Here is a 22,009-nt window from a genome sequence, read left to right as displayed (position 1 = left end):
CGGCGGGAGACTGGATGCCGCTGACCGATTCCGCCCGCCAGCCCGCCCGCCGACCGATTCATGAGCCTCGCCCTCGCCACCTCCGCCCCCGTCGACCAGGAGTTCGTCTTCTCCGGTGCCGACTTCGAGCGGGTGCGCTCGCTGATCTACCAGCGAGCCGGCATCCACCTGCAGCCGGGCAAGCAGGCCATGGTCTACAGCCGCCTGTCGCGCCGGCTGCGCGAGACCGGGCACCCGAGCTTCGCCGACTACCTGCAGTGGCTGGAGTCGCATCCGCCGACCGACCCCGAGTGGCAGGCCTTCGTCAACTGCCTGACGACCAACCTGACGTCCTTCTTCCGCGAGGACCATCACTTCACGGCCCTGGCCGACGACCTGCGCCAGCGCGCCGGCCGGCCGCTGCGCATCTGGTGCAACGCCGCGTCCACCGGCGAGGAGCCGTACTCGATCCTGATGACGGTGGCCGAGACCCTGGGGCCGCAGGCGTCGGTGACGCTGCTGGCCACCGACATCGACACCCATGTGCTGGACACCGCGCGCCGCGGCGTCTACGAGGCCGGTGCACGCGGCCTGACGCCGGAGCGGCTCAAGCGCCACTTTCTGCGCGGCACCGGCGCCAACCAGGGCTCGATCCGCGCCAAGCCCGAGCTGGCGCGGCTGGTGGAGTTCCGCGCCTTCAATCTCATGTCGTCGAGCTGGTCCTTCGGCGAGCCGTTCGACATGGTGTTCTGCCGCAACGTGATGATCTACTTCGACGGGCCCACGCAGCGCCGTGTGCTGGAGCGGATCCACGGCGCGATGCGACCTGGCGGCCTGCTCTATGTGGGCCATTCGGAGAACTTCACCGACTCGCGCGCGCTGTTCCGGCTGCGCGGCAAGACCATCTACGAGCGCCTGTGACCGCCGCCCTTGCCCCCGCCCCGAGCAGGCTCGACCGCCTGCGTGCCGCCCCGCGCCGCCCCGGCGAGGCCAGCTTCTTCTACTACGACTCGCACTTCAAGACCGACGCGGTCAAGGTGCTGCCCGGCGAGTACTTCGTGCACGACGAGGACATCGCGATCATGACGACGCTGGGCTCGTGCATCGCCGCCTGCCTGTGGGACCGCGAGCGCAAGGTCGGCGGCATGAACCACTTCATGCTGCCCGACGGCTCCGGCCTGGGCGACAGCGGACGCTACGGCTCCTATGCAATGGAACTGCTGATCAACGAGCTGATCAAGCGCGGCGCCTCGCGCACCACGATGGAAGCCAAGGTCTTCGGCGGCGGTGCCGTGATCTCCGGCATGACCTCGATCAACGTCGGCGAGCGCAACACCCAGTTCGTGCTCGACTACCTGAAGACCGAACGCATCGCGGTGGTCAGCAAGGACGTGCTCGACATCTATCCGCGCAAGGTGTGCTTCCTGCCGGCCAGCGGCCGGGCCATGGTCAAGCGCCTGGCGGCGGCCAACCCCGAGGCGATCGTGGCGCAGGAGCGCGCCGCGGCGCAAAAGGTGCAGCCCGCCAGTTCCGGCGGCGGATCCATCGACCTGTTCTGAGGTGTCGTCGTGGCAGCCAACAAGACTCGCGTGGTGGTCGTCGACGACTCGGCCCTGGTGCGCAGCCTGCTCAAGGAGATCATCGATCGCCAGCCGGACATGGCCTGCGTGGGCACCGCGTCCGACCCTTACGTGGCGCGCGAGACCATCCGCAGCACCAACCCGGACGTGATCACGCTCGACGTGGAGATGCCGCGCATGGACGGCATCGACTTCCTGGGCAAGCTGATGCGCCTGCGGCCGACGCCGGTGGTGATGGTGTCCACGCTGACCGAGCGCGGCGCCGACGTGACGCTGCGTGCGCTGGAACTGGGCGCGGTGGACTTCGTTGCCAAGCCCAAGATCGGCCTGGCCGACGGCATGCGCCAGCTGGCCGAGGACATCACCGACAAGATCCGCATCGCGTCGCGCTCCCAGGTGCGGCGCGCGCCGCCGGCCGCCCCGGCGCCGGCCGAGGGGGCCGCGCGCGGCGGCGTGGCGGCACCGCCGGCGGTGGCGGCGATGGGCCGCCTGTCGACGGAGAAGATCATCTTCATCGGCGCGTCCACCGGCGGCACCGAGGCCACCAAGGAAGTGCTGCTGGGCCTGCCGCACGACGCCCCCGCGGTGATGATCACTCAGCACATGCCGCCCGGCTTCACCACCAGCTACGCACGGCGCCTGGACGGCCTGGCGCGCATCCGCGTCAAGGAAGCGGTGGACGGCGAGCGCGTGCTGCCCGGCCACGCCTACCTGGCTCCGGGCGGGCTGCATCTGTCGGTCGAGCGCTCGGGCGCCAACTACGTGGCCCGCGTGCGCGACGGCGAGCCGGTGAACCGCCACAAGCCGTCGGTCGAGGTGCTGTTCGAGTCGGCCGCCCGCGTGGTGGGCCCCAATGCGTTCGGCATCATGCTCACCGGCATGGGGGCCGACGGCGCGCGAGCCATGCGTGCGATGCGCGACGCGGGTGCCTACAACCTGTGCCAGGACGAGGCCACCTGCGTCGTGTTCGGCATGCCGCGCGAGGCCATCGCTCACGGCGCGGCGCACGAGGTGCTGCCGCTGGCGCAGATCGCGCCGCATCTGCTCGAGCGGTTGCGCGCCACCGCCGGCGCCAACACGCACCGCGTCTGACGGCGCGCTCAGCCGCCGCGCAGGTCCATCAGGCGGCCGGTGTCCGGCCCCCAGGGTTCGTGGGGCCAGCGCGGATGCCCCGCCAGGCCCTCGGGCGCGCCGATGTCGGCCAGCGACCGCGGATGCAAAAGCCTCAGCTCGCGCTCGGCCTGTTCGGCCTCGTGCCAGCGACGAGCGGACTGCCGCGCATGCCGCCAGCGCTTCCAGCCGGCGACCAGGGCGTCGGCGAGCGTGGCCATCGTGCCGCGGTGCAGCGGGATTGCCTGAGGCAGGCTTCGGGTCGGCATGGCGGGCTCCGGTTCGGCAATGCGATCTGGTCAGGATATTCATAGGAAACCCGACAGAAAATCGATTTGTTCTGCATGAATTGGTCAGCTATGCTGACCATATGCCCGATCCGAACCGTCGCCTGCCGCTGCACACCCTGCCGGCCTTCAGGGCCGTGGCGCGCCTGGGGCACCTGCGCACGGCCGCCGAGGAACTGCACCTCACGCACAGCGCGGTCAGCCAGCAGATCAAGCTGCTGGAGCAGCAGGTGGGGTTCGAGCTGTTCGATCGTCGCGGTCGCCGCATCGTGCTCAACCCGGCGGGCGCAGCACTGCTGCGCGCCGTGGACCCGGCCCTCGACCAGCTCGCCGACGGCCTGCGCGCCGCCGCCGCCGCGGCCGGCAGCGAGGCGCAGCGCGTCCGGCTGACGCTGCTGAACTCGTTCGCGCAGCGCTGGCTGCTGCCGCGCATGGGTCGCTGGCGTGAGCGCCACCCCGACATCGGCGTCGAGCTGCACACGTCCCAGAACGTGGTGGACCTGCAGCGCGAGGGCTTTCACGCCGCCCTGCGCCAGGGGGCCGGGCAGTGGCGCGATCTCGAGGCGGTGTGTCTGACCGACTCGCCGATGATCGTGCTGGGTTCGCCCGAGGCGGCGCACCGCCTGCGCGATGCCACACCCGCTGCGCTGGCCGACGAGCCCCTGCTGGGCAGCGCCGCGATGTGGCAGCGCTGGTTTGCGCTGGCGGGCGTGCGCACGCGCGTCAATCCGGTCGCATCGTTCAACGATGCCGGGCTGATGCTGCAGGCGGCCGAGCAGAACCTCGGGCTGACGCTGGCGCGCGAGATCCTCGCCGCCGACGCCTTGCGCGATGGCCGGCTCGTCAGGCTGTCCCCGCTGGCGCTGGCACAGGAGGAAGGCTTTGCCTACTGGCTCGTGTTCCCACCGGCCTTGCGTGACTGGCCGCCGTTGCAGGCCTTTCGCCAGTGGCTGTATGACGAACTGGCGCGGTCACAGCGCGAACTGGACGCAGCGCGCCAGGGCCCTAGAGGAACAGCGCCTGCAGGTCGCTCAGGAAGTCGAAGCCTTTCGGCGTCGGGCGCCAGCGCGGCCCGGAAGCGTCCTCGACCGGCTCGATGAGACCTCGCTGACGGGCCTGCTGCAGCGGGGCTTCCAGCAGCGGCCACGCCAGCCCCGTGCGCTCGGGCAGCCACGCCGCGTCGAAGCCTTCGGCCAGGCGCAGCACGTTCATCATGAACTCGCCCGGCAGCTGCGCGGGCCCGACCTCGTGCTCGTTGGAGACCGCCTCGCCGGCCAGGGCACGCTGCATGTACATCGACGGCTCGCGCCAGCGCACCTGGCGCCGTACACCGTCGGGAAAGCTCAGCTTGGAGTGGGCGCCGGCCCCGATGCCGAGGTAGTCGCCGAACTGCCAGTAGTTGAGGTTGTGCCGGCAGCGATGGCCCGTGCGCGCGAAGGCCGACACCTCGTATCGCGACAGTCCAGCGGCCCCGGTGCGCTGCGCGATCAGGTCGAGCATGTCGCTGGCCAGGTCGGCGTCGGGCAGCGCGGGAGGCGCCACGGCGAAGGCCGTGTTCGGCTCCACCGTCAGGTGATAGATCGACAGGTGCGGCGGCTCGAAGCCCAGCGCGGTGTCGAGGTCGGCGGCCAGATGCGCCAGCGTCTGGCCGGGCAGGGCGTACATCAGGTCGATGTTGAAGGTGTCGAAGGCCTCGCGCGCTTCCGCCACCGCGGCCCTCGCCTGCGCGGCGTCATGGACGCGGCCGATGGCCCCGAGCATCGCGTCGTCGAAGCTCTGCACCCCCACCGACAGCCGCGTGACACCCGCGGCCCGGAAGGCATGGAAGCGCTCGCGCTCGAAGGTGCCGGGGTTGGCCTCGAGCGTGATCTCGCAGCCCGGCTCGAGCGGCAGCCGCGCGCGCACGTCGGCCAGCAGGCGCTCGATGGCGGCGGGCGAGAACAGGCTCGGCGTGCCGCCGCCGATGAACACGCTGTGCACGCGGCGGCCCCACACCCGGGGCAGGGCAGTTTCGAGGTCTGCCCTGAGCGCGTCGACATAGGCCGCCTCGGGCAGGGCACCGGCCCGCTCGTGGCTGTTGAAGTCGCAGTACGGGCACTTGCGCAGGCACCACGGCAGGTGCACGTACAGCGACAGCGGCGGCAGCGCGGTCAGGCTGACGCTGCCGGGCCGGTGAAGGCGGATCGGTGCCGTGGTCACGGCGCGGCCCGCAGCCACACCTCGCGCATCAGCGAACGCATCTGGCCGGCGGCCAGGGCGCGGTGACTGACGCGGTTTTTGGCCTCGGGGGCCAGTTCGGCCACGCTGGTGCCCAGCGCGTCGATCCACACCAACGGGTCGTAGCCGAAACCGCCGCTGCCGCGCGGTGCGGTCAGCAGCGTGGCTTCCCAGCGGCCGAACGCCAACAGCGGCTCGGGGTCGTCGGCATGGCGCAGCGCCACCAGGGTGCTGACGAAGCGGCAGCGCCGGTCGGTCACGCCGCGCAGGCGCTCCAGCAGCCGTGCGTTGTTGGCGCTGTCCTGCGCCCGGCGCAGGGCCTCGCGGTCGGCCCCGGGGGCCGTGGCCGGCATCGGTGCGTATACCGCCGACTGCACGCCCGGCGCGCCGCCCAGCGCGTCCACGCACAGGCCCGAGTCGTCGGCGATCGCGGGCAGGCCCGTGGCGCGCGCCGCATGGCGTGCCTTGGCCAGAGCGTTCTCGACGAAGGTGTGGTGCGGCTCCTCGGCCTCGGTCACGCCCAGCGCCCTCTGCGACACGAGTTCAAGAGGGAGGCCGGCGAACAGGGCCTGCAGTTCCGCGAGCTTCTTGGCGTTGTTGGACGCCAGCACCAGCTTCACGACGCTTCCGGGGGGCGGGCCAGGGCGGCCTTCTGGGCGCTCACCAGGTCGGCGATGCCGCGCGTGGCCAGGCCGAGCAGCGCGTCCATCTGGGCGCGCGAGAACGCCGTGCCCTCGGCGGTGCCCTGCACCTCGACGAAGTGGCCGGCGCCGGTCATCACGACGTTCATGTCGGTGTCGCAGGCGGAGTCCTCGGTGTACTCGAGGTCCAGCAGCGGTACGCCCTGCACGATGCCCACCGACACCGCGGCGACATGGTCGCGGATCGGGCTGGCGGCGAGCTTGCCTTGGGCCAGCAGCACCGACACCGCGTCGTGCGCCGCCACGAAGGCGCCGGTGATGGCCGCGGTGCGCGTGCCGCCGTCGGCCTGCAGCACGTCGCAGTCGAGCGTGATCGTGCGCTCGCCGAGTGCGCGCAGGTCGAACACCGCGCGCAGCGAGCGGCCGATCAGGCGCTGGATCTCCTGCGTGCGGCCGCTCTGCTTGCCGCGCGCGGCCTCGCGGTCGCCGCGGGTGTGGGTGGCGCGCGGCAGCATGCCGTATTCGGCCGTGACCCAGCCTTCGCCCGAGCCGCGCTTGTGCGGCGGCACCTTGTCCTCGACCGAGGCGGTGCACAGCACCTGCGTGTCGCCGAAGGCGATCAGCACCGAGCCCTCGGCATGCTTGGTGAAGCCGCGGCGGATGGTCAGCGGACGCAGGGCGTCCGCGGCGCGGGACGCGCTGCGCTCGAACGTGGAACTCATCAGGATTTCTTCTCGTTGGAGCGGCGGATCGCGTCGTTGATCTCCTTGATCGAACGCTCGATTTCCGCCTCGTCCAGCTCGTCGGTCGGCAGGTTGCCGACGGCCACGCCGGCCTGGATGGTGGAGGCGAAGACCTCCTCGCCCAGGCTCTGCGTGGAAATGCCGCTCTTGCTGTCGTTGTCCTCGGCCGCTTCCCATTCGGCGGCCAGCACGGTGACGTTGTCGCTCTTGGCGCCGGCGTGGCGCAGCGCGCGCTCCACCAGCTCGGGCACGGCGTCGGAGATGGTGCGCTGCGCCAGCTGCTCGGCGATCTCGGCGTCGGACACGCTGCCCCACAGGCCGTCGGAGCACAGCAGCACGCGGTCGCCGCTGTGCAGCAGCAGCGGCCCCGCGGTGTCCACCACCGGCTTGCCGGGGCTGCCCAGGCAGGTGAAGAGCACGTTGCGGTTGAATTTCTCGCCCATCGGGACCACGTGCGACAGCGTCTCCTGGAGTTCGGAGTAGCTGTGGTCGCGGGTGCGGGCGATCAGCTTGCCCTCGCGCACGAGGTACAGGCGCGAGTCGCCGCAATGGGCCCAGTAGGCGGCGTCACCCTGCAGCACGCAGGCCACGATGGTGGTGCGCGGCGTGTCCATCAGCGCCTTCTCGGTGGCGTAGCGCAGCAGCTGGTGGTGGCCGGCGATGATGGCGTCGTGCAGGAAGCGCAGCGGGTCGTCGAGCGTGGGCTTGGCGTCGCGCTGGAACAGCGCCGCCATGGTCTGCAGCGCCAGCTGCGAGGCCACCTCGCCTTCGGGGTGGCCGCCCATGCCGTCGGCCAGCGCGAACAGACCGGCGTCCCGCGTGTAGCAGTAGCCCATCCGGTCTTCGTTCTTCTCGCGGCCGCCCTTGCGGCTGACCTGGTAGACGCTGAACTGCACTGCGGATCAGGCCTTGGCGCCCGTCTTGAGGTTCTCGAGCTGCAGCTTCAGGCGCTCGCTGAAGCTGAGCTTGGTGTAGCGGCGCTCGGTCTCGCGGGCCAGTTCCTTCTGCAGCGCGAACACGCTCTGCGGGCGCGACAGCGGGTCGAGCGACATGCACCACTCGGTGACCTCGATGAGGTTGTCCGAGTACACGTTGCGCAGCCGGGACAGCGACAGCGCGAGGCGGTCCTTCTCGATGCGCTGCGGCGCGTCGTTGGGCGGATAGCCCTGCATGCAGGCGTAGATGCAGGCGCCGATGGCGTAGATGTCGGTCCAGGGGCCTAGGCTGCCGTCTCGGCGATACATCTCAGGCGCGGCAAAGCCCGGCGTGTACATCGGGCGGATGAAGTTGCCTTCCTTGCTCAGCACCTCGCGCGCGGCGCCGAAGTCCAGCAGCACCGCCTTGTTGTCGTTGGTGATGAAGATGTTGGCCGGCTTGATGTCCAGGTGGAGCATCTTGTGCTGGTGCACGATGCGCAGGCCGCGCAGGATCTCGTCGAACAGGCTGCGGATCGTGGATTCGCGAAACACCTTGTCACGCTTGAGGTCGCGCGCGGTGACGATGAAGTCCTGCAGGGTGTCGCCCTGCAGGTAGTTCATCACCATGTAGACGGTCTCGTTCTCGCGGAAGAAGTTCAGCACCGAGACCACGCTCGGGTGGCTGATCTGCGCGAGGCTGCGGCCTTCCTCGAAGAAGCTCTTCAGGCCCAGGCGGTACAGCGGCAGCTTGTCCGGCTTGACGCGCGGCGTGAGTTCGCCGGGCGAGCGCTCGGCCAGCGACGCGGGCAGGTACTCCTTGAGCGCCACGAGGCGCCGGTCGTCGTCCTCGGCGAGGTAGACGACCCCGAAGCCCCCTGCTGCCAGTTTCTTGACGACCTGGTAGCCGCCGACCACGGTGCCCGCGGGCAACGGGGCGGGTTTGGGCTTTGACATAATCGTTCGGGTTTGCTTGTCAGCTCGGGGTTCGATGTCAGTCTACAGCATGACCGGTTACGCCAGCGCCAGTGTTGGCGCGGCTTTGCGGGCAGACGGCACACCCGGCGCCACGGCGTCCCGGCCGGCCGTCAATGCCGAGGTGCGGTCGGTCAACGGCCGCTTCCTGGATCTGTCCCTGAAGCTGCCCGACGAGTGGCGCGCCCTGGAGCCCGCCCTGCGCGAGCTGGTGGGCGCCTCGGTCAAGCGGGGCAAGGTCGAGCTGCGCCTGGCGCCGTCGCGCGAGGGCGGCGCGGAGCTGCCGACACCCGGGCCCGAGGCGCTGCTGCGCCTGGCGCGGACCGAGGCGATGGTCCAGGGCTGGCTGCCCAAGGCGACCGGGCTCACGGTGCACGAGGCGCTTCAGTGGTGCCGGGGGGCCGGCGCCGACGAGCCGCAGGACGAGGCCGCACTGGCCGCCGCGCGCCAGGCGCTGCAGGCCCTGCGTGCCGCCCGCGAGCGCGAGGGCGCCCGGCTGGCGGCGGTGCTGCTGGAGCGCGTGGCCCAGCTGCGCGTGCTGGCCGCCCGCGCCGCGCCGCTGGTGCCCGAGGTGGTGCGCAAGCAACGCGACCGGTTCCTGGAGCGATGGAACGAGGCCCTGGCCGCCAGCGGCGCCGCCGGCAGCGTGCCGACCCAGGCGCTGCAGGAGCGCGCGCTCAACGAGGCGGCGGCGTTCGCCATCCGCATCGACGTGGCCGAGGAGCTGGCCCGCCTGGCGTCGCACCTGGACGAGATCGAGCGGCTGCTCAAGGCCGGCGGCGAGCTGGGTAAGCGGCTGGACTTCCTGATCCAGGAACTCCACCGCGAGGCCAACACCCTGGGTGCCAAGTCCGCCGCGCTCGAGCTGACGGCGGTGTCGGTGGACATGAAGGTGGCCATCGAGCAGATGCGCGAGCAGGTCCAGAACATCGAGTAGCGTGCGCCATGGAAACACCCGGCAACCTTTTCGTCGTGGCGGCCCCTAGCGGGGCCGGCAAGTCCAGCCTGGTCAAGGCCCTGCTGGAGCTGGACTCGCACCTCGCGGTGTCGGTGTCGCACACCACCCGGGCGCCGCGCGGCCAGGAGCAGCACGGCCGCGAGTACTGGTTCGTCGACGAGGCGGAGTTCCGCGCCATGGTCGCCCGGGACGAGTTCTTCGAGTGGGCCCAGGTCCACGGCCGCCTGTACGGCACGTCGCGCAAGGCGATCCAGGAGCGCCTGGAGCGGGGCGAGGACGTGGTGCTGGAGATCGACTGGCAGGGCGCGCAGCAGATCAAGCGGCTGTTCCCCCAGACCGTGACGATCTTCATCCTGCCGCCTTCCTGGGCCGAGCTGGAGCAGCGCCTGAAGCGCCGCGGCGAGGACCGGCCGGAGGTGATTGAGCAGCGCCTGGCCAATGCCCGCCTCGAGGTGCCCCACGCCCGCGAGTTCGACTTCGTTATAATCAACGCCCTCTTCGAGACCGCGCTTTTCGATCTGAAGACCGTGGTCCACTCCCAACGCCTGAAGTACGCCGCGCAGCTGCGCAACAAGTCCGCCGTGTTCGCGGCCTTGAACATCGACTGAACCGCAAGGATCCCCATGGCCCGCATCACCGTCGAAGACTGCCTCGAGAAGGTGCCGAACCGCTTCCAGCTGGTGCTGGCCGCGACCTACCGCGCCCGCATGCTCAGCCAGGGCCATGCGCCGAAGATCGAGTCGCGCGGCAACAAGCCGGGCGTGACCGCGCTGCGCGAGATCGCCGCCGGCCAGGTGGGCCTGGAGATGCTGCGCAAGGTGCCGATCTGACCGCCTGAGCGCCGTCTTTCCCGCCACAGGGCGCCCCATGGGGCGCCCTTTGTTTTTGTTTGTGGGACCATAGCGGCCGTGGGCTTCCGATCTCTCGCCGCCGAACTGCTGCCGACCGCGCTGCTCCAACCGGGCCGCGACCGGCCGAGTGCGGCCGTGCCGCGCCCGGAAGCCAACGACTTCGCCGCGCTGACGGAAAAGCTCGGCTACCTGTCCAAGGCCGAGCTGCGCCAGGTGCGCGAGGCCTACAAGTTCGCCGACGAGGCCCACCTCGGCCAGTTCCGCGCCAGCGGCCAGCCCTACATCACGCACCCGATCGCCGTGGCGGGGCTGGTGGCCGACTGGAAGCTCGACGTGCAGGCGGTGATGGCCGCCCTGATGCACGACGCGATGGAGGACTGCGGCGTCACCAAGCCCGAGCTGATCGAGCGCTTCGGCGCGCCGACGGCCGAGCTGGTCGACGGCCTGACCAAGCTCGACAAGCTGCACTTCTCCACCCGTGAAGAGTCGCAGGCGGAGTCGTTCCGCAAGATGCTGCTGGCGATGGCGCGCGACGTGCGCGTGATCCTCGTCAAGCTGGCCGACCGCCTGCACAACATGCGCACGCTGTCGGCGATGGCGCCGGAAAAGCGCGGCCGCATTGCCCGCGAGACGCTGGACATCTACGCGCCGATCGCGCACCGCCTCGGCCTGAACCAGATCTACCGCGAGCTGCAGGAGCTGTCGTTCGAGCAGCTCTATCCATGGCGCCACCGGGCGCTGGCCAAGGCGCTGGGCAAGGCGCGCGGCACCCGCCGCGATATCGTCGACCGCGTGCAGCGCGAGGTGACCCAGGCCTTCGCGGCGGCCAAGCTGAAGGTGCAGCTGCACAGCCGCGAGAAGACCGTGTATTCGATCTTCCGCAAGATGCGCGACAAGCATCTGCCCTTCGCCAACGTCACCGACCTGTTCGGCTTCCGCGTGGTGGTGCCGACGCTGCAGGACTGCTATCTCGCGCTGGGTGTGCTGCACCAGCTCTACAAGCCGCTGCCCGGCCGCTTCAAGGACTACATCGCCATCCCCAAGGCCAACGGCTACCAGTCGCTGCACACCACGCTGGTCAGCCCGCTCGGCACGGCGGTGGAGTTCCAGATCCGCACCGAGCCGATGCATGCCGTGGCCGAGAGCGGCATCGCGGCGCACTGGATGTACAAGGTCAAGGGCACCCGGCACGACGATGCGCAGCGCCTCGGGGCCACGGTGCTCAAGAGCCTGATCGACATCCAGGACGACACGCGCGACGCGGCCGAGTTCCTGGAGCACGTCAAGATCGACCTGTACCCCGACGCGGTGTACGTGTTCACGCCCAAGTCCAAGATCCTGGCGCTGCCGCGCGGTGCCACGCCGGTGGACTTCGCCTACGCGATCCACTCCGACGTGGGCGACCATTGCGTGGCGGCGGCCGTCAACGGCGAGGCGGTGGCGCTGCGCACCGAGCTCAAGAGCGGCGACGTGGTCGAGATCACCACCGCACCGGGCGCGCGCCCCAATCCGGGCTGGCTCAACTTCGTGCGCACCGGCCGCGCCCGCGCCAAGATCCGTCACCACCTGAAGACGATGGAACTGGAAGAGTCGCGCGCGCTGGGCGAGCGGCTGCTGGCGCAGAGCCTGCGCAGCGAGGGCCTGCTGATGCCGTCCGCGGACCCGGGCAACGAGGCGGCGGCGGCGGTGTGGCAGCTGCTGACGCGCTGGAGCGGCAATCGCAATCGCGGGGAGCTGATGGTGGACATCGGCGTCGGCCGCAAGATCGCCTCGATCGTGGCCAAGCGGCTGGCGCACCTGATGGCCGAGCGCGGCGAGAAGCGCCCCGACGCGGTGACGCTGTCGCTGCGCCACTTCGGCGCCGCCGACGAACCGGCGCAGCAGGGGCATGTCGTGATCGACGGCAGCGAGGGGGCGTCGATCCAGCTGGCCGCCTGCTGCCACCCGATCCCGGGCGACGACATCGTCGGCTACCTCGGCCGCGGCGAGGGCCTCACCGTGCACACCGCCGACTGCACCGTCGGCAAGCGGCTCTACGAGCGCGACAGCGAGCGCTGGCTGCCGGTGGAATGGTCGGAGCAGCCGGTGCGCCCGTTCGACGCCCAGGTGCTCGTGCTGGTGAAGAACGGCAAGGGCGTGCTGGCGCGCGTGGCGGCGGCGGTGAGCGCGACCGAAACCGACATCACGCACATCGACATGGGCTCGGAGAAGGCCGCTGAGACCACCGAGCTGCGGCTGACGCTGGCGGTGCGCGACCGGCAGCATCTGGCCGATGCGCTGCGCACCCTGCGGCGCGCCCCATCGGTCCTGAAGGTGGCCCGGGTCAAGGGCTGAGGCGCCGGCGGCGGCTCCCTCAGCCGCCCAGGAACTCGATGCGCGAGGCCTCGACCCGCGTGCGATCGGCCGACAGCACGGCCCGCACCCGCACCCGAACGTCGTTGGCCAGGCTGGCCTCGCTGCCGTTGTCGTAGCGCGGCGCCGGCGTCGTGCCGTAGAACACCGTCACGCCGCGCACGACGAAGGTGCGCGCCACCGTGTCCAGCGCGGTGATGCGGTCGCGCAGGTCGACGCCGTCGTTGCGCGCGTCGTCGTCGGACCGCAGGTCGACCTCGCTGGCCCGCAGCACCCCACCCTCGGCGCGCCCGCGCACCTTGACCCGTGCGCCCTGGACGATGCCGGCCGTGCCGTCCTCGAAGCGCGCCTGCGTGGCGTCCACGGCAATGCCGTTCAGACTGAACTGCGTGACGCTCGTCAGGGCCGTGATCACGCCCTCGATGCCGGCCTCGTCGCGGTCGTCGAGCTGGCGCGACTCGACCACGATCGCGGCCACCGGCCAGCGGCCCGCCACCTGCGCCGTCTGCACGCGCAGCCGCACCACCTGCCCCGCGACGAGCCCGGCCGGCACGCCGGTCGACGCCAGATCGAAGGTCTGTCCGCCCAGTCGCAAGGTACGCGCAGCGGTGTCGATGTCGCGCGCCGGGCCCCGCACCAGGAACCGGGGCGGCAGGGTGGCACGCCGCTCGATGCGCGTGGCGACGAGGCGGTCGACCAGCACGCCGGGGTCGAGGAACCCGTGCACCTCGACCACGTCGCCCAGGGCGATGGCGGAGAGTCCGCCCGGCAGGCCGTCGAGCACGGTCGCCGGTGTGACGCGAACCACCTGGCCGAGGACGCTGATCAGGTTGCCGCCGGCATCGGCGAACGTCACCGGCCCCAGCAGGTCGGTGCCGATGCGCACCCGCGTGGCCGTGGCGCTGCGGCCACCGTCGGCGTCGTTGCCGACCGTGCCCGCGACCACCTCCAGCCGCATGCCCAGGCGAAGCTCGTCGCGGCGGCGCACGCTGCCGTCGGCGTCCTCGATGGTCGCGCCCGACTCGTCGAAGCGGATGCCGTCGACGATGACCGAGCCGAATCCGCTGACGGGCCCCTCGACGAAGGTGCCGGTCGCCCCGGTGCCGCCGGTCTCGACGCCGCCGCCGCAGGCCGCGAGCAGCAGGGACAGCGCCAGCGCCCGGAAGGCGCCCAGGTTTCGATGCAGGTTCATGGCTTGGTCTTTCGCGGGCTCGCGAGGCGGGCCCTGGCTGGGGAGGGGGTTGCGGCGCCGCGCGGCGCGTCGTCGAAGCCGTACAGGCCCAGGCGCACCCGGTGCGGGGCCGGCGTGCCGCGACCGGCGTCCTGCTCGATCAGCGTTTCGAGCAGGGGCACGAGTTCATCGGTCAGGCGCTGCCAGTGGGACTGCAGCAGCGGCCGGACCTGGGCGACCGACTCGGCAGACAGGTTGCCCGCGGCGATGGCCTGCTCGAAGTGGGCCGGGTCGCTGCCCAGCAGGTTGGCCACCGCCGCCTCGAGATGGTCGCCCACGTTGGCGCCCATCCACTGGGTCATGCGCTCGCTGTCGCCGCGCGGCACGAAGGCCTGCCGCGTCAGCGCGACGGTGTCGTCGGCCAGGTCGTGCCGGGCCAGGTCGAGCCGCAGCAGTTCCTCGAGCAGGGCGCGCGGATGCACGTCGCGGGTGACTTCCTGCGCCAGCGACTCGAAGCTCGGCGCAGCGCCGACGCGCGGCAGCGCGAGCGGCTTGCCGTCGGGCGAGCGGTAGGCGGGCGCGGCGCGCCAGTGCGCAAACACGGCGGCGGCCGGCGACCGCGGCGGCGCCGACGTTGCGCCGTCGGCCTCGGCCCGCGCGGCCAACAGGCGGTTCACCTCGCGGCGGTTGAGCCCCGTGCTCGCGCTGACGCGGCTGGCGCGCCGGTGCTCCGGCAGACCCGGGTGGGCGGCATGCGCCTCGTTCACGACGGCGCGGCGCAGCATCTCGTCGACGACGGCGAACGGCAGCCCGCGCGCCACGACCAGCCGGGCCAGCGGCGCGAGCAGCCGGGCCAACGCCGCCTGGAGGGCGGCGTCGGCCGGCAGGTCTGCGTCGGGCTCGGACATCGAACGATGTTAGGGCCTCACTCGAACTCGATCACCGCGGCCATCAGCACGCTGCGATCGTCGGACCACAGGCCCTTGACCTCGAGCGCGCGGCCGTTGGCCAGGTTGGCGGGCCCGCCGTCGCGCCACTCCACCACCCGCGAGTAGTTCACGCGCACGTCGCGCAGCAGGAAGGTCTGCGCCGTGGTGTCGAGTTCGCTCACCGTGCCGTGCAGTTCGACGCGGCGCCACTCGTCGCTCAGGCGGTCGATCACCTTGACCCGGGTGGCGACGATGGTGCCGTTGCTGGCGCTTCCGCGCACCTCGACCAGCGTGCCCAGCGCCAGCGTCGCGTTCGGCGGGTCGAGACGGGCACCGCCGGCGCTCACCGCGATGCCGTTGACCTCGAACTGGCTGGCCGACGTGAACGCGGTGATGTAGCCACGCAGGCGGGCGTCCGGCAGGTCGTCGACGCGGCGCACACCGGTGCGCACGCTGATGGCGACCCATTGGCCATTGACCTGCGTCGTCTGTAGGCGCACGCGGATGCGCATGCCGTTGGTCAGCGTGGGCAGGTCGCCGGCCGGCACGCCGGCGTAGTTGATCACCGCGTCGCCGATGCGGAAGGTGCGCGCCGTGGTGTCGAGTTGGCTGATCAGGCCGCGCAGGCGGTAGTTGGACGTGCTGTCCTCGCGCTCGATGCGGGTGGCGATGTAGCGGCCCGTCGCGCTGTCGAACAGCGCGTGCACCTCGAGGATCTGGCCCACCGCGATCGCGGCGAAGCCGCCCGGCAGCGTGGTGTCGAACACGGTCTCCGGCCGCACGACCACGGTCTGGTCGAGCATGCGGAAGGTCTGCGCCGCGGCATCCACCGACGCCACCGGCCCCTTGATCTCGCTGCCGAAGCGGATCAGCGCGGCCACGCCGCGTCCGGCGCTGTCGTCGATGGACGAGGACAGCACCTCGACCATCATGCCCAGCTTGAGCGCCGAGCGGGCGAAGGAGCCGCCGTCGTCGTCCTCGACGCGGGCGCTGTTGTCCTCGAAGCGCACGCCGCCCACGATGATCGATCCCAGGCCGCTGATCGGGCCGGTGGTGAAGCTCTGCGCGCTGGCGGTGGGGGCCGCGTCGTCGCCACCGCCGCCGCCGCAGGCCGACAGCAGGGTGGAACCGAGCGTGCCGGTCAGCAGGGCCGCGAACGGCGTGGCCAGCGCCTGGCGGCGGCGCAGCATCAGGGGGGAGGGACGGTCGTTGGAACGGGTGCTCATCGGGATCTCCTGCGCCGCCTGCCGGGCGCCTGGGCTGCCTGCCTCGGGTTGAGGTGGGTCGATGGCCACAGTTTAAATGGGCAACGTGCACATTTGCAATCGGCCGACCGTCATCTCCGCGTGCCAAGTGCAACGAATTGCAACAGATCGGGCCGTCGGGCGTGTCAGGAGGCGCACTTCACAATCGTCGGGATGAGCCTCACCGCGCCCCGACGCTGGATCGCGCACCTCGACATGGACGCCTTCTACGCGTCCGTCGAGTTGCTGCGCTATCCGGAGCTGCAGGGCCAGCCGGTGGTCATCGGCGGGGGCCGGCGCCACCAGCCCGAGACGCTGGCCGACGGCACCCGCCGCTTCGCGACCCTGGGTGCCTACAAGGGCCGCGGCGTGGTCACCACGGCCACCTACCCGGCGCGCGACCTCGGCGTGCATTCGGGCATGGGCCTGATGAAGGCGGCGCAGCGCGCGCCCCAGGCCGTGCTGCTGCCGACCGACTTCGACCGCTACCGGCTGTACTCGCGCCGCTTCAAGGCGGCGGTGGCCGAGATTGCCCCGCTGATCGAGGACCGAGGCATCGACGAGATCTACATCGACCTCGGCGGCGTGCCCGGCGCGCAGGACGCCGTCGGGCACGATCCGTTCGGCGGGGTGCGGGCGGTGGCGCAGGAGATCCGCAACAACGTGCGCAGCGCCACCGGGCTCACCTGCTCGATCGGCGTGACGCCGAACAAGCTGCTGGCCAAGATCGCCTCCGAGCTCGACAAGCCCGACGGGCTGACCGTGCTGACCCTGGACGACCTGCCGCGCCGGATCTGGCCGCTGCCGGTGCGGCGCATCAACGGGATCGGGCCCAAGGCCGGCGCCCAGCTCGAGGCGATGGGCATCCGCACCATCAGCGACCTGGCCGCGGCCGACCCCGCCATGCTGGCCGAGCGCTTCGGCCGCAGCTACGGGCGCTGGCTCGCCGACGCGGCGCACGGCCGGGACGACCGGCCCCTGTCGACGGGCGGCGACCCGGTGTCCGTCAGCCGCGAGACCACCTTCGACCGCGACCTGTCGGTGCAGGCCGATCGGGCCGAGCTCGGCGCCATCCTGGACACCCTGGTAGGCGAGCTGGCGCACGACCTGCAGCGCAAGGGTTTCCAGGGGCGCACGGTCGGCATCAAGCTGCGCTTCGACGACTTCCGGACCGTGACGCGGGACCTGACCCTGCCCGCGGCCACGGCGGAAGCCGAGGCGATCCGCGCCGCAGCGGGACTTTGTCTCAGGCGGGTCGACTTTTCGCGCCGGATCCGCCTGCTCGGGGTTCGCATGGCTTCCCTGAGCCACGCCGGCCGGTGACACTCGCGCCATGCACAGTCCCAAGGACCATCCCGGTCGCCGCCGCATCGCGCCCCGGGGCCAGCTGCCCAACTGGGTGCTGGCCGTCACGGCCGGCGCCATCGCCGCCGTCGTGCTCGTCACCCGCTCGCTCGTCTGAGCTGAGTCGCCGCGCCGCGGTTTGAGCCCGGCCAGGAGCCGGAGGCGCCATCGCGCTTAGCATCCGTGTCCTGAGAAGAGACACGAGGAGCGCTCCATGACCGTCATCACCTGCATCGAGGACCTGCGCGTCCTGGCCAAGCGCCGCGTGCCGCGCATGTTCTACGACTACGCGGACAGCGGCTCGTGGACCGAGTCCACCTACCGCGCCAACGAGAGCGACTTCGCCCGCATCAAGCTGCGCCAGCGGGTGGCCGTGAACATGGAAAACCGCAGCACGGCGGTCCGGATGGTCGGCGTCGACGCCAAGATGCCGGTGGCCATCGCGCCCGTCGGCCTGACGGGCATGCAGCATGCCGATGGCGAGATCCACGCCGCCCGCGCGGCCGAGAAGTTCGGCATCCCGTTCACGCTGTCGACGATGAGCATCTGCTCGATCGAGGACATCGCCGAGCACACGTCGGCGCCGTTCTGGTTCCAGCTCTACATGATGCGCGACCGCGAAGCGATGGCCCGCATGATCGACCGCTGCAAGGCGGCGCGCTGCAGCGCCCTGGTGCTGACGCTGGACCTGCAGGTGATCGGGCAGCGCCACAAGGACCTGAAGAACGGGCTGACCGCGCCGCCTCGGCCGACGCTGGCCAACATCGTCAACCTCGCCACCAAGCCGCGCTGGTGCCTGGGCATGCTGGGCACGCGCCGCCACACCTTCCGCAACCTCGTGGGGCATGTCGAATCGGTGAGCGACATGAAGTCGCTGGCGGCCTGGACCAACGAGCAGTTCGACCCGCGCCTGTCCTGGCCCGACGTGGCCTGGGTCAAGGAGCGCTGGGGCGGCAAGCTGATCCTCAAGGGGATCATGGAAGTGGAAGACGCGAAGCTGGCGGTGGCCAGCGGTGCCGACGCCATCGTCGTCAGCAACCACGGCGGGCGTCAGCTCGACGGCGCGCCGTCGAGCATCGCCGCGCTGCCGGCCATCGTGGAAGCCGTGGGCGACAAGATCGAGGTCTGGATGGACGGCGGCATCCGCACCGGGCAGGACGTGCTCAAGGCCTGGGCCCTAGGCGCCCGCGGCACGATGATCGGCCGCGCGATGGTCTACGGCCTGGGCGCGATGGGCGAGGCCGGTGTCACCAAGGCGCTGCAGATCCTGCACAAGGAGCTGGACATCACGATGGCGTTCTGCGGCCGCACGAACATTGCCGACGTGGGGCGCGACATCCTGGTGCCCGGCACCTACTGAGCGCCGGCGCTAGCGGTCCGCCGTCCGGCGGCAGGTGAAGAACCCGTTCACCGTGAGCCGCCCGCGCACCGGGTCGGCCACCAGCCGGTCGGGCGCGGCCAGGTCGGCCGAGTGGAAGGTGCTGCCGTCGTAGAAGATCGCGCGGTTCCAGCGCGCGGGCACGCTGGCGACACGGTCGAACCAGGCGTTGCCGTCGAGCTGGTAGCCCGGTGCGATCTCCGGATAGCGGAGCTCGAATTCCGCCCGCGCCAGCGCGCCGGCGTCGTGCACCAGGCGCGCAGTCTCCGCGTCGCTGCGGCGGGGCCGGTAGAAGCTGGTGCCGCCAAGCCCTTCGTCGTGGAACAGGTAGAGCACCGACGCGACGATGCACTGGTCTGGCGGCAGGCCGGCGCTGTCGCGGTGGCAGAACCATTGCCTCGGCTCGAGTTCGTGCGGCTTCAGGGTCGCCAGCGACAGCCGGGCTCGGACGCCCAGCGTGCGCCGTCCGCCCAGTCGGGCCCGCACCTGGCTCGCGAAGTGATCCGCCAGCGACGCCTGCACCGCGTCGGGCAGCACCGCCTCGAGGCCCGGGTAGGGCTGGGTGGGCCGCACGAAGGCGTCGCGCGCGCGGGACGCGGTGTCCACCCACGCCTGCGGGTCGGCCAGCAGGTCGTCGATCACCAGGCACTCGCGGCCGTCGAACAGCGGGAGGGCCCGGACCCGGGCTTGCGGATTGAACATCGCGTTCCCGTCAGCGGCGCCGCCGGTCAGAATCGGGGCCGTCGCCATGAGCCACTACCTCGACACCGACCGCTGGGCGCGACGTGCTACCTTCGAGCACTTCCGCGCCTTCGACAACCCGTTCTTCAACGTCTGCGTCCGTCTGGACGTGGCCCCGCTGCGGGCGGCCCTGGCGGCGCAGCCCCGCGGCGGCGGCCTGGCGCTGGCGTGCTACTTCGTCGCGATCACGCTGGCCAACCGGCTCGAGCCTTTCCGGCTGCGCCTGGAAGGTGGCCGGGTGCGCGTGCACGACCGCGTCGACGGCAGCACGACGGTGCTGCGCCCCGACGGCGAGAGCTTCGCGTTCGCCGACCTCGAGCACGACAGCGACTTCGACCGCTTCTGCGCCAAGGCCCGCGCGTCGATCGAGGCGGCCCGCACCACCGCGGTCGCGTTCGAACCCCGGCCGCACGACCAGGCCCGGCTGCACTTCACCACCTTGCCCTGGGTGCACTTCAGCAGCTTTGCCCACGCCCGCAACTGGGGCCGCGAGGATTCCGTACCCAAGTTCGCCTTCGGCCGCGCGCAGGCCGAGGGGCCGCATACCTGGATGCCGATGTCGGTCGAGGTCCATCACGCGCTGATGGATGGCGTGCATGTGGGCCGATTCGTGGAGGCGTTCGAGGCGTCGCTCGCCGACCCGGCGGCCTGGCTCGGCCCGGCGGCCTAGGCGCCCAGCACGCGCAGCAGGAACTGCTGCAGGTCGTCGACTTCCTCCGCGCAGACGGAGTGTTCCATCGGGTAGTCGTGCCACTCGATGCCGTAGCCCAGGCCGGCCAGCAGGTCGCGCGAGGCGGTGCCGCGGTCCAGGCCGACGACCGGATCGCGCCGGCCATGGGCCAGGAAGATCGGCGTGCTGCGGTTGGCGTCGCTGCGCTCGGCCGCCGTGGTGGCGGCCAGGGGCAGGTAGCCGGACATGCCCACCAGCCCGGCCAGGCGTTGGCCGAAGCGCGTGCCCGCGCCCAGCGTGATGGCGCAGCCCTGGCTGAAGCCGGCCAGCACGATGCGCGAGGCGGGCACGCCGCGGGCGATCTCGCGCTCGATCAGCGCGTGCACCGCCGCGAAGCTGTCGCGCAGGCCGGCCTCGTCCTCGCGCGGGTCGGTGCGCGCCTGCGCGCCGAACTCGTAGATGTCGTACCAGGCGCGCATCCGGTAGCCGTTGTTCACCGTGACGGGGCGCACCGGCGCGCGCGGCAGCACCCAGCGCACCGGGCCGATCGCGGACAGGTCGACCTGGTCGGCGAAGGGCAGGAAGTCGGTGCCGTCGGCGCCCAGGCCGTGCAGCACGACGACGCTGGCCACGGCATCGCCGGCGGGGTGGAACTCGAAGGACTGCAGGGAGGTGCTCATCGCGGTTCAGTAGTTGAGGCCCATGGCCACGCGCACGTCGCGCATCGTCTGGCGCGCCACCGTGCGCGCCCGCTCGGTGCCCATCTCGACGATCCAGTGCACCTTCTTCGGGTCGGCCAGGTAGGCCTCGGCGCGCTCGCGCCAGGGCTGCTGCTCGGCCACGATCGCGTCGATCACCGGCTGCTTGCATTCGAGGCAGCCGATGCCCGCGGTGGTGCAGCCCTTGACGACCCAGTCGCGCGTGGCGGCGTCCGAATACACCTGGTGGAACTGCCACACCGGGCAGCGCTCCGGATTGCCCGGGTCGGTGCGGCGCACGCGGGCCGGGTCGGTGGGCATGGTCTGCACCTTCTGCTTCACGACGGCCGGCTCCTCGCGCATGGCGATCGAGTTGCCGTAGCTCTTGCTCATCTTGGCGCCGTCCAGGCCGGGCAGCTTCTTCACTTCCGTGTGCAGCGCGGCGGGCTCGACGAGGATGGCGCGACCGCTGCCCCTGAGGTGGCCGGACAGGATCTCGGTGTCGTCGGCGGTCCAGCCGGGCACGCTGCCCGCGGCCCGGGCCAGCAGTGCCTCGCCCTTGCCCAGGGCCTCGGCGCTGCCGGTCTCGCCGTAGGCCTTGCGCTGCTTGTCCAGATAGCGCGCGTCGTCCTTGGACAGGCGAGCCAGCGACGCGGCCACCCGCGCCTCGAAGTTGGCCGGGCGGCCGTAGAGGTGGTTGAAGCGGCGCGCCACCTCGCGCGTGAGCTCGACGTGCGAGCTCTGGTCCTCGCCCACCGGCACCGACGTGGCGCGGTAGATCAGGATGTCCGCCGCCTGCAGCAGCGGATAGCCGAGGAAGCCGTAGGTGGCGAGGTCGCGGTCCTTGAGCTTGTCAATCTGGTCCTTGTAGGTCGGCACGCGCTCGAGCCAGCCCAGCGGCGTGCCCATGGCCAGCAGCGTGAACAGTTCGGCATGCTCGGGCAGCCGGCTCTGGATGAAGATCGTGCACTTCTCGGGGTCGAGGCCGGCGGCGAGCCAGTCGGTCACCATCTCGTACACGTAGCGCTCCATCACGTCGCGCTCTTCGTAGTGCGTGGTCAGCGCATGCCAGTCGGCCACGAAGAAGAAGCAGTCGTGCTCGTCCTGCAGTCGGACCCAGTTCTTCAGGGCGCCGTGATAGTGGCCGAGGTGCATCGCGCCCGTGGGGCGCATGCCGGAGAGGACGCGTGACTTCATGGTGGCGCGATTCTAGGCGGGGCTACACTG

Annotated in this window: 24 protein-coding genes; 12 read left to right on the top strand and 12 right to left on the bottom strand. The window is 71.3% G+C overall.

Annotated elements, in window-relative coordinates; genetic code table 11:
- Nucleotides 1-60 precede the first annotated feature (60 nt).
- Genes AC2EAQ_RS05935 through AC2EAQ_RS05925 form a run of 3 tightly spaced genes read left to right on the top strand, consistent with a single transcriptional unit; the run spans nucleotide 61 to nucleotide 2,651 of the window.
- The gene (locus tag AC2EAQ_RS05935) at nucleotides 61-900 is read left to right on the top strand and encodes a CheR family methyltransferase (protein ID WP_484640900.1); all 840 of its coding nucleotides are present in this window, start codon (nucleotides 61-63) and stop codon (nucleotides 898-900) included.
- Nucleotides 897-1,538 carry a chemoreceptor glutamine deamidase CheD gene (gene cheD, locus AC2EAQ_RS05930; RefSeq protein WP_484640899.1) on the top strand — a complete coding sequence of 214 codons (642 nt, stop codon included), beginning with the start codon at nucleotides 897-899 and terminating at the stop codon, nucleotides 1,536-1,538. Before AC2EAQ_RS05935 ends, cheD begins: the two co-directional genes overlap by 4 nt.
- A 9-nt stretch (nucleotides 1,539-1,547) precedes the next feature.
- Nucleotides 1,548-2,651, top strand: a complete 1,104-nt coding sequence (locus tag AC2EAQ_RS05925; protein WP_484640898.1) for a protein-glutamate methylesterase/protein-glutamine glutaminase — start codon at nucleotides 1,548-1,550, stop codon at nucleotides 2,649-2,651.
- A gap of 8 nt (nucleotides 2,652-2,659) precedes the next feature.
- On the opposite strand, the gene AC2EAQ_RS05920 is transcribed toward AC2EAQ_RS05925, so the two are convergent.
- Nucleotides 2,660-2,938 (bottom strand): hypothetical protein, encoded by a 279-nt coding sequence (locus AC2EAQ_RS05920; protein WP_484640897.1) that lies wholly within the window; start codon nucleotides 2,936-2,938, stop codon nucleotides 2,660-2,662.
- A 101-nt stretch (nucleotides 2,939-3,039) separates the two neighbouring features.
- Here AC2EAQ_RS05920 and AC2EAQ_RS05915 point away from each other — a divergent pair, with 101 nt between their 5' ends.
- Nucleotides 3,040-4,056, top strand: coding sequence for a LysR substrate-binding domain-containing protein (locus tag AC2EAQ_RS05915; RefSeq protein ID WP_484640896.1), 1,017 nt, complete (start codon nucleotides 3,040-3,042; stop codon nucleotides 4,054-4,056).
- Here AC2EAQ_RS05915 and hemW read toward each other — a convergent pair.
- The 5 genes from hemW to AC2EAQ_RS05890 are packed head-to-tail and all read right to left on the bottom strand — an operon-like array spanning nucleotide 3,962 to nucleotide 8,428.
- Nucleotides 3,962-5,155, bottom strand: a complete 1,194-nt coding sequence (gene hemW, locus AC2EAQ_RS05910; RefSeq protein WP_484640895.1) for a radical SAM family heme chaperone HemW — start codon at nucleotides 5,153-5,155, stop codon at nucleotides 3,962-3,964. The genes AC2EAQ_RS05915 and hemW overlap by 95 nt on opposite strands.
- Nucleotides 5,152-5,793, bottom strand: a complete 642-nt coding sequence (locus AC2EAQ_RS05905; protein ID WP_484640894.1) for a non-canonical purine NTP pyrophosphatase — start codon at nucleotides 5,791-5,793, stop codon at nucleotides 5,152-5,154. The genes hemW and AC2EAQ_RS05905 overlap by 4 nt, the downstream gene beginning before the upstream one ends.
- Nucleotides 5,790-6,536: a ribonuclease PH gene (gene rph, locus AC2EAQ_RS05900; RefSeq protein ID WP_484640893.1), complete on the bottom strand. Its 747-nt coding sequence runs from the start codon at nucleotides 6,534-6,536 to the stop codon at nucleotides 5,790-5,792. The genes AC2EAQ_RS05905 and rph overlap by 4 nt, the downstream gene beginning before the upstream one ends.
- Nucleotides 6,536-7,453, bottom strand: a complete 918-nt coding sequence (locus AC2EAQ_RS05895) for a PP2C family protein-serine/threonine phosphatase (RefSeq protein WP_484640892.1) — start codon at nucleotides 7,451-7,453, stop codon at nucleotides 6,536-6,538. The genes rph and AC2EAQ_RS05895 overlap by 1 nt, the downstream gene beginning before the upstream one ends.
- A 6-nt stretch (nucleotides 7,454-7,459) precedes the next feature.
- Complete coding sequence (locus AC2EAQ_RS05890) at nucleotides 7,460-8,428, bottom strand: serine/threonine protein kinase (RefSeq protein WP_484640890.1); 969 nt, start codon at nucleotides 8,426-8,428, stop codon at nucleotides 7,460-7,462.
- A 34-nt stretch (nucleotides 8,429-8,462) separates the two neighbouring features.
- Between AC2EAQ_RS05890 and AC2EAQ_RS05885 the strand changes: the two genes are divergently transcribed.
- The 4 genes from AC2EAQ_RS05885 to AC2EAQ_RS05870 all read left to right on the top strand — a co-directional run bounded on the left by AC2EAQ_RS05885 (nucleotide 8,463) and on the right by AC2EAQ_RS05870 (nucleotide 12,589).
- Entirely contained in the window at nucleotides 8,463-9,383 is a 921-nt protein-coding gene (locus AC2EAQ_RS05885) for a YicC/YloC family endoribonuclease (protein WP_484640889.1), read from the top strand.
- A gap of 8 nt (nucleotides 9,384-9,391) precedes the next feature.
- Nucleotides 9,392-10,012, top strand: coding sequence for a guanylate kinase (gene gmk, locus AC2EAQ_RS05880; protein ID WP_484640888.1), 621 nt, complete (start codon nucleotides 9,392-9,394; stop codon nucleotides 10,010-10,012).
- Between the two features lie 15 nt (nucleotides 10,013-10,027).
- Nucleotides 10,028-10,234, top strand: coding sequence for a DNA-directed RNA polymerase subunit omega (gene rpoZ / locus AC2EAQ_RS05875; protein WP_484640887.1), 207 nt, complete (start codon nucleotides 10,028-10,030; stop codon nucleotides 10,232-10,234).
- A gap of 78 nt (nucleotides 10,235-10,312) precedes the next feature.
- Nucleotides 10,313-12,589 carry a RelA/SpoT family protein gene (locus tag AC2EAQ_RS05870; RefSeq protein ID WP_484640884.1) on the top strand — a complete coding sequence of 759 codons (2,277 nt, stop codon included), beginning with the start codon at nucleotides 10,313-10,315 and terminating at the stop codon, nucleotides 12,587-12,589.
- 19 nt (nucleotides 12,590-12,608) lie between these two features.
- Here AC2EAQ_RS05870 and AC2EAQ_RS05865 read toward each other — a convergent pair whose 3' ends face one another.
- Genes AC2EAQ_RS05865 through AC2EAQ_RS05855 form a run of 3 tightly spaced genes read right to left on the bottom strand, consistent with a single transcriptional unit; the run spans nucleotide 12,609 to nucleotide 15,933 of the window.
- Nucleotides 12,609-13,799 (bottom strand): DUF5666 domain-containing protein, encoded by a 1,191-nt coding sequence (locus AC2EAQ_RS05865; protein ID WP_484640882.1) that lies wholly within the window; start codon nucleotides 13,797-13,799, stop codon nucleotides 12,609-12,611.
- Entirely contained in the window at nucleotides 13,796-14,686 is an 891-nt protein-coding gene (locus tag AC2EAQ_RS05860; protein ID WP_484640881.1) for a DUF6502 family protein, read from the bottom strand. The genes AC2EAQ_RS05865 and AC2EAQ_RS05860 overlap by 4 nt, the downstream gene beginning before the upstream one ends.
- A gap of 17 nt (nucleotides 14,687-14,703) precedes the next feature.
- Nucleotides 14,704-15,933 (bottom strand): DUF5666 domain-containing protein, encoded by a 1,230-nt coding sequence (locus tag AC2EAQ_RS05855; protein ID WP_484640880.1) that lies wholly within the window; start codon nucleotides 15,931-15,933, stop codon nucleotides 14,704-14,706.
- Between the two features lie 192 nt (nucleotides 15,934-16,125).
- Here AC2EAQ_RS05855 and dinB point away from each other — a divergent pair, with 192 nt between their 5' ends.
- The 3 genes from dinB to AC2EAQ_RS05840 all read left to right on the top strand — a co-directional run bounded on the left by dinB (nucleotide 16,126) and on the right by AC2EAQ_RS05840 (nucleotide 18,655).
- A complete protein-coding gene (gene dinB / locus AC2EAQ_RS05850; RefSeq protein WP_484640877.1) occupies nucleotides 16,126-17,274 on the top strand; it encodes a DNA polymerase IV in 1,149 nt (382 codons plus the stop codon).
- A 10-nt stretch (nucleotides 17,275-17,284) separates the two neighbouring features.
- Nucleotides 17,285-17,413, top strand: a complete 129-nt coding sequence (locus AC2EAQ_RS05845) for a hypothetical protein (protein WP_484640876.1) — start codon at nucleotides 17,285-17,287, stop codon at nucleotides 17,411-17,413.
- Nucleotides 17,414-17,509: 96 nt separating this feature from the next.
- Nucleotides 17,510-18,655, top strand: a complete 1,146-nt coding sequence (locus AC2EAQ_RS05840; RefSeq protein WP_484640874.1) for an alpha-hydroxy acid oxidase — start codon at nucleotides 17,510-17,512, stop codon at nucleotides 18,653-18,655.
- A gap of 9 nt (nucleotides 18,656-18,664) precedes the next feature.
- Here the strand turns inward: AC2EAQ_RS05840 and AC2EAQ_RS05835 are convergent, their stop codons facing one another.
- A complete protein-coding gene (locus AC2EAQ_RS05835; RefSeq protein WP_484640873.1) occupies nucleotides 18,665-19,375 on the bottom strand; it encodes a DUF6445 family protein in 711 nt (236 codons plus the stop codon).
- Between the two features lie 46 nt (nucleotides 19,376-19,421).
- On the opposite strand from AC2EAQ_RS05835, the gene AC2EAQ_RS05830 reads away from it, so the two are divergent.
- The gene (locus AC2EAQ_RS05830; RefSeq protein ID WP_484640872.1) at nucleotides 19,422-20,084 is read left to right on the top strand and encodes a CatA-like O-acetyltransferase; all 663 of its coding nucleotides are present in this window, start codon (nucleotides 19,422-19,424) and stop codon (nucleotides 20,082-20,084) included.
- Here the strand turns inward: AC2EAQ_RS05830 and AC2EAQ_RS05825 are convergent.
- Nucleotides 20,081-20,764 carry an alpha/beta hydrolase gene (locus tag AC2EAQ_RS05825; RefSeq protein ID WP_484640871.1) on the bottom strand — a complete coding sequence of 228 codons (684 nt, stop codon included), beginning with the start codon at nucleotides 20,762-20,764 and terminating at the stop codon, nucleotides 20,081-20,083. The genes AC2EAQ_RS05830 and AC2EAQ_RS05825 overlap by 4 nt on opposite strands.
- Nucleotides 20,765-20,770: 6 nt before the next feature.
- Nucleotides 20,771-21,979 (bottom strand): tryptophan--tRNA ligase, encoded by a 1,209-nt coding sequence (locus AC2EAQ_RS05820; protein ID WP_484640870.1) that lies wholly within the window; start codon nucleotides 21,977-21,979, stop codon nucleotides 20,771-20,773.
- Nucleotides 21,980-22,009 lie beyond the last annotated feature (30 nt).

Source organism: Aquabacterium sp. T101 (assembly GCF_057219775.1).
The sequence above is the reverse complement of the archived record's forward strand: the minus strand, read 5'-3'. Positions and strand labels throughout refer to the sequence as shown.

Coding starts and splice junctions, on each gene's coding strand:
- AC2EAQ_RS05935 (WP_484640900.1), top strand. CDS start 61: ATGAGCCTCGCCCTCGCCACCTCCGCCCCCGTCGACCAGGAGTTCGTC.
- AC2EAQ_RS05920 (WP_484640897.1), bottom strand. CDS start 2,938: ATGCCGACCCGAAGCCTGCCTCAGGCAATCCCGCTGCACCGCGGCACG.
- AC2EAQ_RS05915 (WP_484640896.1), top strand. CDS start 3,040: ATGCCCGATCCGAACCGTCGCCTGCCGCTGCACACCCTGCCGGCCTTC.
- rph (WP_484640893.1), bottom strand. CDS start 6,536: ATGAGTTCCACGTTCGAGCGCAGCGCGTCCCGCGCCGCGGACGCCCTG.
- AC2EAQ_RS05890 (WP_484640890.1), bottom strand. CDS start 8,428: ATGTCAAAGCCCAAACCCGCCCCGTTGCCCGCGGGCACCGTGGTCGGC.
- AC2EAQ_RS05885 (WP_484640889.1), top strand. CDS start 8,463: ATGTCAGTCTACAGCATGACCGGTTACGCCAGCGCCAGTGTTGGCGCG.
- gmk (WP_484640888.1), top strand. CDS start 9,392: ATGGAAACACCCGGCAACCTTTTCGTCGTGGCGGCCCCTAGCGGGGCC.
- rpoZ (WP_484640887.1), top strand. CDS start 10,028: ATGGCCCGCATCACCGTCGAAGACTGCCTCGAGAAGGTGCCGAACCGC.
- AC2EAQ_RS05865 (WP_484640882.1), bottom strand. CDS start 13,799: ATGAACCTGCATCGAAACCTGGGCGCCTTCCGGGCGCTGGCGCTGTCC.
- AC2EAQ_RS05860 (WP_484640881.1), bottom strand. CDS start 14,686: ATGTCCGAGCCCGACGCAGACCTGCCGGCCGACGCCGCCCTCCAGGCG.
- AC2EAQ_RS05855 (WP_484640880.1), bottom strand. CDS start 15,933: ATGAGCACCCGTTCCAACGACCGTCCCTCCCCCCTGATGCTGCGCCGC.
- dinB (WP_484640877.1), top strand. CDS start 16,126: ATGAGCCTCACCGCGCCCCGACGCTGGATCGCGCACCTCGACATGGAC.
- AC2EAQ_RS05845 (WP_484640876.1), top strand. CDS start 17,285: ATGCACAGTCCCAAGGACCATCCCGGTCGCCGCCGCATCGCGCCCCGG.
- AC2EAQ_RS05840 (WP_484640874.1), top strand. CDS start 17,510: ATGACCGTCATCACCTGCATCGAGGACCTGCGCGTCCTGGCCAAGCGC.
- AC2EAQ_RS05835 (WP_484640873.1), bottom strand. CDS start 19,375: ATGTTCAATCCGCAAGCCCGGGTCCGGGCCCTCCCGCTGTTCGACGGC.
- AC2EAQ_RS05830 (WP_484640872.1), top strand. CDS start 19,422: ATGAGCCACTACCTCGACACCGACCGCTGGGCGCGACGTGCTACCTTC.
- AC2EAQ_RS05825 (WP_484640871.1), bottom strand. CDS start 20,764: ATGAGCACCTCCCTGCAGTCCTTCGAGTTCCACCCCGCCGGCGATGCC.
- AC2EAQ_RS05820 (WP_484640870.1), bottom strand. CDS start 21,979: ATGAAGTCACGCGTCCTCTCCGGCATGCGCCCCACGGGCGCGATGCAC.